Annotated in this window: 12 protein-coding genes; 3 read left to right on the top strand and 9 right to left on the bottom strand. The window is 57.7% G+C overall.

Features of this window, described 5'->3' with window-relative positions; genetic code table 11:
• Window positions 1–4: 4 nt before the first annotated feature.
• Window positions 5–1,336 (bottom strand): dihydroorotase, encoded by a 1,332-nt coding sequence (locus GA830_RS11400; RefSeq protein WP_195161979.1) that lies wholly within the window; start codon window positions 1,334–1,336, stop codon window positions 5–7.
• 78 nt (window positions 1,337–1,414) lie between these two features.
• On the opposite strand from GA830_RS11400, the gene ygfZ reads away from it, so the two are divergent.
• Together ygfZ and GA830_RS11390 are read left to right on the top strand one after the other, a co-directional pair.
• A complete protein-coding gene (ygfZ, locus tag GA830_RS11395) occupies window positions 1,415–2,269 on the top strand; it encodes a CAF17-like 4Fe-4S cluster assembly/insertion protein YgfZ (RefSeq protein ID WP_195164910.1) in 855 nt (284 codons plus the stop codon).
• Complete coding sequence (locus tag GA830_RS11390; RefSeq protein WP_195161978.1) at window positions 2,262–2,873, top strand: HD family hydrolase; 612 nt, start codon at window positions 2,262–2,264, stop codon at window positions 2,871–2,873. The genes ygfZ and GA830_RS11390 overlap by 8 nt, the downstream gene beginning before the upstream one ends.
• Window positions 2,874–2,906: 33 nt before the next feature.
• Here GA830_RS11390 and GA830_RS11385 read toward each other — a convergent pair whose 3' ends face one another.
• Complete coding sequence (locus GA830_RS11385) at window positions 2,907–3,527, bottom strand: antifreeze protein (RefSeq protein WP_195161977.1); 621 nt, start codon at window positions 3,525–3,527, stop codon at window positions 2,907–2,909.
• Window positions 3,528–4,096: 569 nt separating this feature from the next.
• On the opposite strand from GA830_RS11385, the gene GA830_RS11380 reads away from it, so the two are divergent.
• Entirely contained in the window at window positions 4,097–5,335 is a 1,239-nt protein-coding gene (locus tag GA830_RS11380; RefSeq protein ID WP_195161976.1) for an MFS transporter, read from the top strand.
• On the opposite strand, the gene GA830_RS11375 is transcribed toward GA830_RS11380, so the two are convergent.
• The 7 genes from GA830_RS11375 to pyrE all read right to left on the bottom strand — a co-directional run bounded on the left by GA830_RS11375 (window position 5,336) and on the right by pyrE (window position 12,439).
• The gene (locus tag GA830_RS11375) at window positions 5,336–8,020 is read right to left on the bottom strand and encodes a DUF2339 domain-containing protein (RefSeq protein ID WP_195161975.1); all 2,685 of its coding nucleotides are present in this window, start codon (window positions 8,018–8,020) and stop codon (window positions 5,336–5,338) included.
• 41 nt (window positions 8,021–8,061) lie between these two features.
• A complete protein-coding gene (gene recO / locus GA830_RS11370) occupies window positions 8,062–8,853 on the bottom strand; it encodes a DNA repair protein RecO (protein WP_195161974.1) in 792 nt (263 codons plus the stop codon).
• Between the two features lie 67 nt (window positions 8,854–8,920).
• A complete protein-coding gene (gene era, locus GA830_RS11365) occupies window positions 8,921–9,859 on the bottom strand; it encodes a GTPase Era (protein ID WP_195161973.1) in 939 nt (312 codons plus the stop codon).
• Window positions 9,856–10,572 carry a ribonuclease III gene (rnc, locus tag GA830_RS11360; protein WP_195161972.1) on the bottom strand — a complete coding sequence of 239 codons (717 nt, stop codon included), beginning with the start codon at window positions 10,570–10,572 and terminating at the stop codon, window positions 9,856–9,858. Before rnc ends, era begins: the two co-directional genes overlap by 4 nt.
• Before the next feature lie 16 nt (window positions 10,573–10,588).
• Complete coding sequence (lepB, locus tag GA830_RS11355) at window positions 10,589–11,350, bottom strand: signal peptidase I (protein WP_195161971.1); 762 nt, start codon at window positions 11,348–11,350, stop codon at window positions 10,589–10,591.
• A 95-nt stretch (window positions 11,351–11,445) separates the two neighbouring features.
• Window positions 11,446–11,847, bottom strand: coding sequence for a holo-ACP synthase (gene acpS, locus GA830_RS11350; protein WP_195161970.1), 402 nt, complete (start codon window positions 11,845–11,847; stop codon window positions 11,446–11,448).
• A gap of 13 nt (window positions 11,848–11,860) precedes the next feature.
• Complete coding sequence (gene pyrE / locus GA830_RS11345) at window positions 11,861–12,439, bottom strand: orotate phosphoribosyltransferase (protein ID WP_195164909.1); 579 nt, start codon at window positions 12,437–12,439, stop codon at window positions 11,861–11,863.
• Window positions 12,440–12,449 lie beyond the last annotated feature (10 nt).

Raw genomic sequence — 12,449 nt, 5'->3', positions numbered from 1 at the left:
CCGATCAGCTGGCAAGCGCCTCGGAAAATGCCACTGGCCTACCCTGAGAGGGCGTAACTATGTCGCCATCCCACATCACACGGGTGCCTCGGACTATGGTGCCGATCGGCCATCCGGTAACCTGTTTCCCGTCATAGGGCGTCCAGCCTGCCTTGGAGCCGGCTTGTGCGTTGGTGATCGTTTCGCGCCGCTGCATATCGACGACGGTGAAGTCTGCATCATAGCCCACTGCAATCCGCCCTTTTCCTGCGATGCCGAATAGGCGCTGCGGGCCGTGGCTCGTGAGATCCACGAAACGCTCAAGGGTCAGGCGGCCGGCGTTCACGTGGTCCAGCATGATAGGAACCAGCGTCTGAACACCGGTCATTCCGGACGGCGAGGCCGGATAGGCTTTCGCCTTTTCTTCCAGCGTGTGGGGCGCGTGATCTGAGCCAAGAACATCCACGATTCCCTGCGATACGCCCCGCCAGACTCCGTCGCGGTGACGGCTTTCGCGCACCGGCGGGTTCATCTGGATCATAGTGCCCAGCCGCGCATAATCATCGGCGGTAAGGGTCAAGTGGTGCGGCGTGGCCTCGCAGGAGGCGACATCCTTGTGCATTTCCAAAAATGCGATCTCTTCAGCGGTGGAAATATGCAGAACGTGGATACGCGCCCGCGTCTGCCGTGCGATGCGAACCAGACGCTCGGTGCATTGCAGCGCCGTCTGCACGTCGCGCCAAACCGGGTGCGAGGACGGATCGCCAGCGACCTGATGGGATGTTCGTTCGCGCAAGCGGAATTCGTCTTCTGAGTGGAAGGCTGCGCGCCGACGGGTGTTTCTCAGGATGGATGCCACGCCTTCATCATCCTCTACCAGCAGGTCACCGGTGGAGGACCCCATGAACACCTTGATTCCTGCAGCTCCCGGCAGGCGTTCCATTTCAGCGACTTCGTTCGCATTTTCACGTGTACCGCCAACCCAGAAAGCGAAATCGCAATGCATGCGCCCTGTTCCCCGGCGAACCTTGTCAGCAAGCGCCGCCTCACTGATGGTCAGAGGCTTTGTGTTGGGCATTTCGAACACCGCTGTCACCCCGCCAAGAACGGCAGCGCAGGAGCCACTTTCCAGATCTTCCTTGTATTCCAATCCCGGCTCGCGGAAGTGAACCTGCGTGTCAATGACGCCGGGCAGGATGTGCAGCCCTCCGCAATCAATCCTCTCGCCCGCTGAAGAACGCGACAGGTCGCCGATTTCGGCAATCCGGCCATCTCGCACACCTACGTCCCGTCGTCCCTGCCCGTCATGATTGACCAGCGTGCCACCAGCTAAGATGAGGTCAAAGGTCGCGGTCATGAGAATGTTACCCTTGCTGTTGGAGTTCGTGCGGCTTACGTAATGACCATCAGATTTGCAAGTTCAGGCCGTTTCCCTATGCCTTCCGCAGCCCTCACCGATCGTGCTTTGATTTTGGTTTCCGGGCCAGATGCCTGGCACTTTTTGCAAAACATCGTGACGACCGATCTGGACGCGCTCGCCCATGGCGTCGCACGGCCTGGGGCGTTGCTGTCACCTCAAGGGAAAATCCTGTTCGATTTTTTGATTTCGCGCGATGGTGATTCATTGCGGTTGGATTGTCGAGCGGATGTTGCCGATGATTTTCGCAGAAGACTGATGATCTACAAGCTGCGCGCGAAGGTGGACATTTCTGAGTCGGAACAATGCTTTGTGGGCGTTGTGTGGGATAGCGAATCAACCAGTTCTGAAACCGATTCAGGCACGGTTCGCGATATGCGCTTTGAGTTGCCTGTCTATCGCAGTTATGGCTTTGCAATCGAAGGTGATCGAGCTGGCTTTGACGCTTTGCGCGTCGCCCGTGGAGTCGCCGAAAGCGGTAGCGATTACGTGTTGGGTGACGCATTTCCGCATGACGTGCTGCTCGACCAAATGGACGGCGTCGGTTTCAAAAAGGGCTGTTATGTCGGTCAGGAAGTAGTGTCGCGAATGCAGCACCGGGGCACTGCGAGGCGGCGCGTTCTGATTGCAGTAAGCGACGAAGAATTGCCTCCGTCAGGTGCCGAGATCACTGCCAGCGGACGCGCGCTCGGGACGCTCGGGACGGTCGCCGGTAACACTGCCTTGGCGGTTGCGCGGATCGACCGGGTGAAAGACGCGATGGATGCAGGCGTGCCATTGGTTGCAGGCAACATCAGTCTTAGCCTTTCGATCCCGCGGTTCGCGCGGTTTACTTTTCCAGCCGGGACTGTGAGCGGGTTGCCCGATGCCTGACCGCACCGGCGCGCCGAACCGCGCCTGGCAGCGCATGCTTTCGGGCCGGCGACTCGACTTGCTCGATCCCTCACCGCTGGACATTGAAGTCTCCGATATCGCGCACGGCCTAGCGCGAGTGGCACGCTGGAACGGCCAGACCTTCGGCGACCACGCGTTTTCCGTCGCCCAACATTCGTTGCTGGTGGAGAAAATTTTTGCGCTTCGCAACCCGGCGGCCGGATTGTCGGAGCAGCTAGCGGCGCTGCTGCACGATGCCCCTGAATACGTCATCGGGGATATGATCTCGCCCTTCAAAGCGGTGGTTGGCGGCGGTTACAAAGATTGTGAAAGCCGGTTGCAGCAAGCAATCCATCTTCGTTTCAATTTACCATCGATTCTGCCAGAGACATTGCTCCGCGATATCAAAAAGGCAGATCAGATCGCCGCATATTTTGAGGCAACTGGGATTGCAGGATTTTCCATCAGCGAAGCGACGCAATATTTCGGCCGGCCGCGCGATATCTCATCCGATAGCTTCGATCTCACCCCGCAACCTGCAACGACAATGCAGGTAGCGTTCTTGAAGCGCTTCGAGGTTATCGTAGAAAAAATGGGCGGGTAGCGATCGCCATCCGCCCATGTTGATGTAACAGAATCAGCTCTTCAGCTTGGCGTTGCACAGGCTGTAGTAGCCGCCGCCCTTCTGGATCCAGCGCAGGCCGCCCAGCGAATTGTTCTGTTTGTTGGCGTAATACTGCTCAAGGCAGGTGTGCATGCGCGCCTTGGATGGCGTCTCGCCATTGAACTTCGAGGAAATTCCACGCGGAAAGGAAACGCCCCGGGGTGCCGCGATTGACGGAGCGGACGGCTCCTGCGCTCCATCGGTCGTGAACGCTACAGGATCAGCGCCCGGACCGCATTCGGACTTGCGAAAATCGTTCCATTTCAACGTCATCCCGCTTTCCTGAGCGGACTTATACTTGGTGCTGCAATCGGCCATGGAGAGGCCCTTGGCGTCATCTGCTTCGACCGCCTTGGCTGGTGCAGCCTTTGCCGCTGCCTTGGATTTTTTTTCAGGAGCAGTTGCAGCGTCGGCGTCAGTGCCACACTCACTCTTGCGGAAATCGTTCCACGTCGCGCCACCCAACTGGTTGGAATCCTTAGCGGCAGCATATTTTGCGCTGCATTCCTTCATGGTAAGGGCATGGGCGGGAGCGGCCATAAAGCCCGCAGCAAGTACAATGCCCGATAGGGCGGCGAGACGGTAGTGGATCATGACGTAGCTCCGTTGTTTGCCTGTCATGTATAATAGCAGGATGACTACTTCATGTCGACTTGGGAAAGAATACCATTACTTTAGCAACACTGCATAAACGAGTTTTTGAGATAATTCTGTGGAATATCCCCCTTTATTCTGAACGAGGCCACCGCTCCTGACGCTCCAAACCATCCAGGAAGCATTTTATCCGGTAGATTCAAAATCGTATTTTTCAGCGGAAATCAACTTCTTGGCATACCGAAGATCGGATTCTTCCAGACATTGCGATACCAGCAACTTGCATTTGGCAAGAGTTGCGATCTTCTTGAAGCCACGTGGACCGGCGCTATCGTGAAATTGAGCACCCACGATTGGTATTACGGCAGGCTTGTCGTCTGCTTTTCCCCATCGGATTTTTCGGCACCATCTCGTGACAGAAGCCTGAACGTGATTGATTTACCGATGGATCGATTGGTCGCAAATTTGTTCCATTCCCATCAATGGAATTCACACGTCCATCGCGCCAATTGATTTCCTTTGCGCAAAATCTGCTGCTATCTATTGTGTAGATACACGGAGTTTTCAGCATGGCTACCGTCGAAGCATCTGGCAGACCGGCCACCACCCTGCCATGGCTCATCATTGTGTGCGGCTGCATTGTCACGGCGATGACCTTCGGGCCGCGGTCGGCAATGGGTTTTTTCCAATTGCCGATGCTTGCCGACACTGGCTGGGACCGGACTACATTCAGCCTCGCTATGGCAATCCAAAATCTTTTCTGGGGTGCTGGCCTGCCGTTTTTTGGGGCGTTCGCAGATCGCTACGGCACCTGGCGGGTTCTTGCTCTCTCAGGCATCATCTATGCGGCAGGGCTTCTCCTGATGGCCACCGCGACAACTCCGTCGATGCTGTATCTCGGCGGGGGTGTTCTGGTTGGACTTGGGGTTGCATCAGGCGGTTTTGGCATCGTCCTCGCATCCTTCGCACGGCATGTGCCAGCGGATCGGCGTAGCTTCGTGTTCGGAATCGGCACTGCTGCAGGTTCGGCCGGAATGTTTATCTTTGCGCCTATCAGCCAAGGCTTCATCACAGCCTATGGCTGGTCGCAGACGTTGATCTATCTGGCGATCGCGATGCTTGCCATTCCGCTGATTGCCATTCCGCTTGCCGGCAATTCCAAGACCAGCACAATAGTCCAACCGGATGCGGAGCAATCGGTCAGTGATGCGCTACGGGAAGCCTTCGGGCATCGCAGCTTTGTGCTGTTGACCTCCGGCTTCTTTGTCTGCGGCTTCCAACTGGCATTCGTCACCGCACATTTTCCGGCCTATATCGGCGATCTGGGGATCGACGCGAAATATGCCGTCATTGCGCTCGCACTGATCGGCTTCTTCAACATTATCGGTGCTCTTGCGTCCGGGGTCATCGGCCAACGCTATTCCAAGCCATTATTCCTGACATGGATCTATCTGGCACGCTCGGTCGCAATTGTCGGGCTGGTGATGTTTCCAGCGACGCCTGCGACGATCATCGCCTTTTCAGTCGTGATGGGTCTGTTGTGGCTGTCTACGGTGCCGCCGACCAATGCGCTGGTCGCGATCATGTTCGGGACGCGCCACCTCGGCATGCTGGGCGGTGTGGTTTTCTTCTCCCACCAAGTTGGATCATTTCTTGGTGTCTGGCTCGGCGGTTATCTCTATGACCAGTTTGGCTCCTATGACCCTGTCTGGTGGATCGGCGCGATCCTTGGCCTGTTCGCGGCAATGGTACATTGGCCGATCGTCGAAAAAAAGATCGATCGCCCTGTCCTCGCCGCGGCGGAATGACTACTTCTTCGCAGCGGTTGAAATCAGCATCCGCTGGTAGAACAGGCCGATGCCGATCAGCACTCCACCAAGCCCGATGAACGACAGGGCCCGCAAAAAACCTTCCAGCTGCGACATGTCGAACAGGAAGGCCTTTGCCACGGCAACGACAACCAGCGCCGCCGACGCGATGCGCAGCGGGACCGAGCGCAGCCGCGCCCCAAGCGCTAGCAAGGCGACGCCCATCACCAGCCACAACGCCGAATAGCTGTACGTTTCAAGCTGCGTCATGCCCTTCCAAGCACCGATGAACTCGCCCTGGAACAATCTGCGAACTGAAAGAGTGGCATAGGCAAATGCAAGTATCGCCGAGACCACTGCCAGCGTCGCAACATACCAACGCGGGCGCTTTCCCCGTGCATAAATGGCCAGAGCTGCCATGGCCACCGCCGGCATGAGATAGGCGAGGAGCAACAGGTTGAAGACTGGAATTGTGCCTGTGGAGGCATTGGTGGTCAGGGGGTTCAAACCGATGAAATGCGCTATAGCGATAAGCACCACCGAAATCACCCCAATCACTAGCGCGCCATAGCGAAACACAGGACTTGGCGCGCGTGCGTCCAGCGCGATCAAAATGCCACTGCCGCCGATGGCAATCAATGTATAGATTGCCTGCTCTCCAAGGCTTGGCGCCCCGGAGTTGATAATCCCGCCATTCATTGCGTGGCGCACAAGCATGGCAACCGTCAACAACCCGAAGAGCGCTGCGAAAGCTTCCATGATCTGACGCGGACGTGTGTCCGGTCGAGTTTTCGCCAATTGCCATGCAGCAAAACCAAAGCCAAGCGCCGGAAGTCCGTATCCGGCAAGCAGCCAATTGAAGACCGGTGTTTTACCGAGAATGTTTGTCCCGACAATCGTCGGGTCGAAGGCAATATGTGCGAGCGTGACACCTGCAAGGCCTGCGCTCAGCCAGCCCAATATCGGATAAACGCGGTAGCGCGTGGCAAAAGCGGGAACCGCCGCAGCAATGCCGATCAGGATGGTCGTTGGACCTGCGCCGAATGCCATCAAGATAGTTAGGATGGTGCCTGCTGATGCCCCGATCAGCAGGAGCGAAACCGGAACTTTGCCCCCCATCGGAGGCATTTCGGCGCGCGCCACCCATTCTGCCGAGGCTATCAAAGCTCCGGTCAGCACCAAAGCGACAATTGCATAGCTAATATCGCGGTCGATATTGCCGAAAGCAAACCAGGTAATGGCCAGCATTCCGAGTGGCGCAAGCGAAGCCCAACCTGCCCAGGAAGCGCCGCGAACGCTGCGGGCTACGGCATATTTTCGTGCATTCCAGACGCCTGCCACCAGAAACGTAGCGCCTATTAGAAAGCCTAGCGAGACGAAGTGAACCGATACGTCCGAGACCGGCACCCCATCGATGGCGACAACCCTGCCCGGAGCGGTGATGTCGAAGTCGTTGCCGAAGGCCGACCCAAGATAGACCGACAGCGTGGCAACACCCGAGGCATAGAGTAATGTGATGGCCTTGAAGCGGTAGCAGGCACCGATGACCATCGCTACCAGGAGCGCCGCCGAGAAGTAGGTTCCTCCCAGGACCGCAAGATCGGGCACAGAGCCAATCAAAATCGCTGTAGTGGCGGTCAGGAACGCTGGGACAACCGATGTTCTGTCAACACCCGAACCAATCGGGGCTAGATCAGAGTCAGCCGGATCACCGCGCAACCAGATAATGACGAGCACACCAAGCATAATGAGATTGATGAAGGCGACAGGGGAAATGGCCGGGACAACAGTACTGGCGAGGTAGATCAGACCCCAGATCCCACAACCAGCGAACGCCATCCCCATAATCCAGGCCCAACTGCGCAAGCGGGCAATGAAAGCTGTCGCAGTGAGGATAATTGCCAAGTAAATGAACAGAACCCAAGGATTTTGCGAATCCGACGCCACCAGAACGGGAGTTACTAACGAGCCGAGCAGCCCTAGAGCTGCCAGCGCCTTGCCATGGAGCACAGCTGCCACGACCGCTGCAACGCCGATCAGGCCGAGCAGCGTAAACGCGATACCGGGCCCGATGAAACCGTAAACACCATGTGCCGCGTATACGGCGCCAAATAGTGTGAACGCCGCTGCCGCCGTCAGGATACCCGGCACATGGGCACCGCGAAACCCTTCAAGCGGAACCTTGAACCCTTTGCGGCGCGCGACTTCGCCCGCTCCGGCCAACAGGAGACCAAACAGCACTGCCATGACCAACCTGGCACGGGGTCCAAATATCCCTGCCTCAATGGAATATCGCACCATGAATATCCCGCCGAGCGCCAACGCCAGTCCGCCAACCCAAACTGCCCAGCGGGTGCCAAGCGCGGTTTCAATGTCGGGTTTTTTATTCGTTTCCATGGAAGGTTCGGACGTCCCCCAGGGGCCTAGCTCTGCGGCAGGAGGCTCCGGTAGTTCGGTAACAACATCCTCAGAGGCAATTTCTAAAGGGGCTGGCAGTGAAGACACGCTTGAGACTGATGCTATTTCAGCGGGATCGATCGTAGATTCTGTCGTTTCCGACGCTACGACAGCGGTTTGTGCTGCGATAAATGTGGCGAGTTCCTGCTCCACCCGGCCAACCCGTGAGTGGAGGCGCGCGACGGTTAGCGCCAGCACTGCCAGCACAATGATAGCCAGAAATTCCACGCGCCGTCCCCCTCAACAGAAACGTGTAAGTATCAGATACTTCACCCTACAGGAATTTCGTCTGCATAACCAGCCGCTTCGGTGGGAGCAGTCGCCGGAGGTGCATTCGGCAAAGCCTTTTTAAGTGCAGCGATGAACCCGGTACGGGCATCCGGCTCGCCCAGGCCTCGCGGTTCGTAGACATGACGCGTAAAGAAGAAACCGGTAAGGCGAAATGCTTTCTCGATGTCCCCAGGGGCCGGCTGAAAGCTTGACCCATGCTGCAGAAAGGCCGGCAGCGCCAGCATCTTGTCATGCCATTGCGCGCCCGCGCGGCGCGACACTGCACGGCCTGATTTTGGCGAAACATAGGCCAGATCCTGCGTTGCGCCCGTGGCGGCGCATTGAGTCAGATCGAGACCGAAGCCGAGTTCGTCGAGAATAAGCATTTCAAAGCGTACCACCAACTCAGCTGCGGCCTCTGCCTCGTTCAGGTTCTCGATGATGAGCGTTAGCGTTTCAAACAACGCCGCGTGCGGGTCGCGTTCGGGTAGCAGGCGCAGATGCGCTGCCAGCGTCTGGAGCCCATAGACTGCGACCGCACTTTCAAAGAGTTTTGCAGCGTTGAGTTCGAGCGCCTCGGCTTGAAAGGTGCCAAGGTGTTCATCAAGTCTGGCGCGCCACCACAATTCCACGCGGTTTCCAGGCTGCAACACCGGTTGTTGCTTGCGTGATCGCCCTCCCCGCACCAGGCCGAGGTGACGGCCATGGTTGCGCGTCATTACCTCAAGAATGGCGCTGGTTTCGCCATGCTTTCGGGTGCCCAGAATTATGCCCTCGTCACGCCACTCCATAGGTCAGCGTTCCACCGTTTTAAGCGCGAAATCAAGGCAGGCTGCGCGGTTGACACCGCCAAACAGTCTATTTTGGGAAATCCAGGCCCATTTCACGGAAACGTTCAGGGTCATTGCCCCAATTCTCACGCACCTTCACAAACAGAAACAGATGGACAGGTTGTTCCAGAATGCCGGCGATCTCCGTGCGCGACGACTGGCCGATGGCGCGAATGGTTTCGCCCTTGTGGCCAAGCACGATCTTCTTCTGGCTGTCGCGTTCGACATAGATGACCTGTTGTATGCGAACGGAACCGTCCTTTTTTTCCTCCCATCCTTCCGTCTCGACATGGGAAGAGTAGGGCAATTCCTGGTGAAGCCGCAGATAAAGTTTTTCGCGCGTGATTTCGGCAGCCAGTTGGCGCATTGGCAGGTCAGATATCTGGTCTTCAGGATAATACCACGGCCCTGCAGGAAGCTTTTCGGCAAAATAATCCAGCAGATCCTTGCAACCAGATCCGGTGAGAGCGGACACCATGAAGGTGCGCTCAAACGGCACGCGTTCATTGGCTGTCGCTGCCAACGCCAGCAGCGCCTCCGGCTTTACACGGTCGACCTTGTTGAGGATGAGCACGATGCGTTGGCGCACATCCTTCAAGCGCTCCAGAATGGTGTCAGCATCACCGCGAATGCCGCGTTCGGCATCAATCAACAGCGCAACGACATCTGCGTCCCTAGCCCCACCCCAGGCACTGGTCACCATGGCGTCGTCGAGCTTGCGCTTGGGCTTGAAAATGCCGGGCGTGTCGACGAAAACGATCTGGGCATCGTTATGGGTGGCAATGCCGCGCACCAGTGCGCGCGTGGTTTGCACCTTGTGAGTGACAATCGAAACTTTCGCCCCCACCAGTCGATTGAGCAAGGTTGATTTTCCGGCGTTGGGCGCCCCAATCAGCGCGACGAAACCGGACCGGGTGGCCGGCCCCTCCTTAGGCTGAGTTTCAGGTTCTTCGGTTTTCTCGGTCATTGGACGTCCTTTTTCTCCCAGACGCCTTCACGCAACAGAAGTGCGGTGGCAGCAGCCTGTTCGGCTTCCCGCTTGGAACGGCCAACGCCCCTGCCGGGTTCAAATTCGCCGATTGTCACGCTAATCGTGAAAACCGGATCGTGGTCTGGGCCTTCGCGGCTCTCCATCGCGTAAATCGGCGTCGCGGCAGCAGCCTGATGGCCCCATTCCTGCAAGGCAGTCTTGGCGTCGCGGCGAGCCTCGCGCAAGGCTTTCGACCGCGGTTCCCAGTACCGCAGGATAAAGTTTTGCGCCGCCTCGATGCCGCCTTCTAGATAAAGGGCGGCAATCAGCGATTCCAGTGCATCGGCACGCAGGTTTACCCGCTTGCGGCCTTCCATCGAGCGAATTTCGCCGCCAGCATGGATCAGATTTGGTAGGCCGATCTCCTCGGCAATCTCCGCCAGTGTCTCGGCGTTGACCAGCGCGTTTAGACGCAGCGAAAGCTCGCCCTCGGCAGCGTCGGGATAGGCATTGAACAACAGATCCGCAATAACCAGCCCAAGAACTCGGTCCCCAAGGAACTCTAGACGCTCATAGTCCGAACCGGTGCTGCCGCGGGCGCTCGCATGGGTGAGCGCCCGGCGAAGCCGCGCGTGGTCGCGAAACAGATGACCGGTCACCGACTTCAGCTCTACCGCGAGCGCCTCTCCGGTCAATTTTCGCGTGGCCATCGGCGGTCCACGATCCTCAATGGACCGGATTGAAGAAACGCATCAGGCGCACGGAGGAAGGCCAGCGCCAGAATTCGAGCGGACTCGCGCCATCAGAGATAGAGAAGAAGATGATGTTGGCACGGCCGACAAGGTTTTCTTCAGGCACAAAACCAACACCGCTCGGTGGCGCAAAACGGCTGTCAGTTGAATTGTCGCGGTTGTCACCCATCATGAAGTAATTGCCGGCAGGCACCACGAACTCCTGCGTATTGTCGGCAAAGCCGTTCTGCGTCAGATCAAGTGTCTGGTAGGACACGCCATTGGGCAGGGTTTCGCGATAGACGTCGACCGGGCGGTTCACTTCGGTCACATCCGGATTGTCGATCTCGCCGACTTTTTCGCGCTGGATGGGTTCGCCGTTGATATACAGGAGCCCTTCCCGCATCTGGATACGATCGCCGGGAAGACCGATCACGCGCTTAATGTAATCAAGCGATGGGTTCGGCGGGAATTTGAAAACCGCGACATCGCCACGCTCGGGCGGGCTGCCCCAGATGCGGCCTGCAAACAGTGGCGGGGACAGCGGCATCGAATAGCGCGAATAACCGTAGGCCCATTTGGTGACAAACAGATAGTCGCCCTCCAGCAGCGTAGGTCGCATCGAGCCGGACGGGATCGAAAATGGCTGGAACAGGAGCGTGCGGATCACCAGCGCCAAAAGAAGCGCCTGGACAATCACACTGACGGTCTCGCCGAGCCCGCCGGATTTCTTTTCAGTCTTGTCGGCCACGCTCATGTCGTCCTCGATTATGCTTCGGCGCCCGTCTTAGCCAGTTGCAGCGTATTGGGCAACGAAATTGGTCCGGCCTCAAAGCGCAATGACTGTGGCTGTTATTCGACCGGCAGAGCCTCAATGATTACAAATGCCTGCGCCAGTGGGAAATCGTCTGTGATTGTCAGATGGATGACGGCGCGGTAACCCTCGGGAAGCATACGCTCCAGCCTGCTGGCGGCACCACCGGTCAGGTGCATAGTTGGGCGACCGTTGGGCAAGTTCACGACGCCCATTTCGGTCCAGTAGACGCCTTCCGCGATGCCGCTTCCCAGCGCCTTGGCGCAAGCCTCCTTGGCGGCAAAGCGCTTGGCGTATGAGGCCGTGCGCTGGCGGCGGCGTTCGGAATGCGCCTTCTCGATATCGGTGAAAATGCGCGCGATGAAGCGTTCGCCATGTCGGGCAAGAGATTTTTCGATGCGCCTGATGTCGATGAGGTCGCTGCCGATGCCGAGTATCATGACGCACGTAACATCATATGTTACGGCTGCCCGGCTTCAACGCCGGAAGTGCAGCAAGCTCGGGCGGCAAATTGTCAGCCGGATAGGCCGGCACTTCATATTCGGCGAGCGCAACCAGCGGCACGCCGACATCGGATTTCCCCGCTGAGCGGTCAACTATGCAGGCTGCCGCAATAACGTCAGCACCGAGTGCATTCATGCATTCTACCGTCTCGCGAATTGACAGGCCGGTGGTGACAATGTCTTCGACAATGACAACGCGGGCGCCTTTTTCGATTTCGAAACGGCGCAGGCGAAACACACCATTTTCGCGTTCGACCCAGATCGCTGGCACTTTGAGATGCCGTGATGTCTCGTAGGCCGGGATAAGCCCACCGATTGCCGGCCCTACCACATAGTCGATGCGGCCAGGAACGTGGGAGGTAATCTTTTTCGCCAGCGCGCGGCACAGCATTTCAGTTTTGTCGGCATACATGAATACCCGGGCTTTTTGCAGGAATACCGGGCTGCGCAAGCCGGAGGTCAGAATGAAATGCCCTTCGAGAATGGCACCGGCCTCGCGAAAAACCGCCAGAACATCTTCGGTCTTCATCATGTCTCCC

The organism is Mesorhizobium sp. NBSH29, assembly GCF_015500055.1.
GTDB lineage: Bacteria > Pseudomonadota > Alphaproteobacteria > Rhizobiales > Rhizobiaceae > Neomesorhizobium.
This window is presented reverse-complemented; position numbering and strand designations above follow the sequence as displayed.

Coding starts and splice junctions, on each gene's coding strand:
- GA830_RS11380 (WP_195161976.1), top strand. CDS start 4,097: ATGGCTACCGTCGAAGCATCTGGCAGACCGGCCACCACCCTGCCATGG.
- acpS (WP_195161970.1), bottom strand. CDS start 11,847: ATGATACTCGGCATCGGCAGCGACCTCATCGACATCAGGCGCATCGAA.
- lepB (WP_195161971.1), bottom strand. CDS start 11,350: ATGAGCGTGGCCGACAAGACTGAAAAGAAATCCGGCGGGCTCGGCGAG.
- pyrE (WP_195164909.1), bottom strand. CDS start 12,439: ATGAAGACCGAAGATGTTCTGGCGGTTTTTCGCGAGGCCGGTGCCATT.
- GA830_RS11390 (WP_195161978.1), top strand. CDS start 2,262: ATGCCTGACCGCACCGGCGCGCCGAACCGCGCCTGGCAGCGCATGCTT.
- GA830_RS11400 (WP_195161979.1), bottom strand. CDS start 1,336: ATGACCGCGACCTTTGACCTCATCTTAGCTGGTGGCACGCTGGTCAAT.
- ygfZ (WP_195164910.1), top strand. CDS start 1,415: ATGCCTTCCGCAGCCCTCACCGATCGTGCTTTGATTTTGGTTTCCGGG.
- GA830_RS11385 (WP_195161977.1), bottom strand. CDS start 3,527: ATGATCCACTACCGTCTCGCCGCCCTATCGGGCATTGTACTTGCTGCG.
- recO (WP_195161974.1), bottom strand. CDS start 8,853: ATGGAGTGGCGTGACGAGGGCATAATTCTGGGCACCCGAAAGCATGGC.
- era (WP_195161973.1), bottom strand. CDS start 9,859: ATGACCGAGAAAACCGAAGAACCTGAAACTCAGCCTAAGGAGGGGCCG.
- rnc (WP_195161972.1), bottom strand. CDS start 10,572: ATGGCCACGCGAAAATTGACCGGAGAGGCGCTCGCGGTAGAGCTGAAG.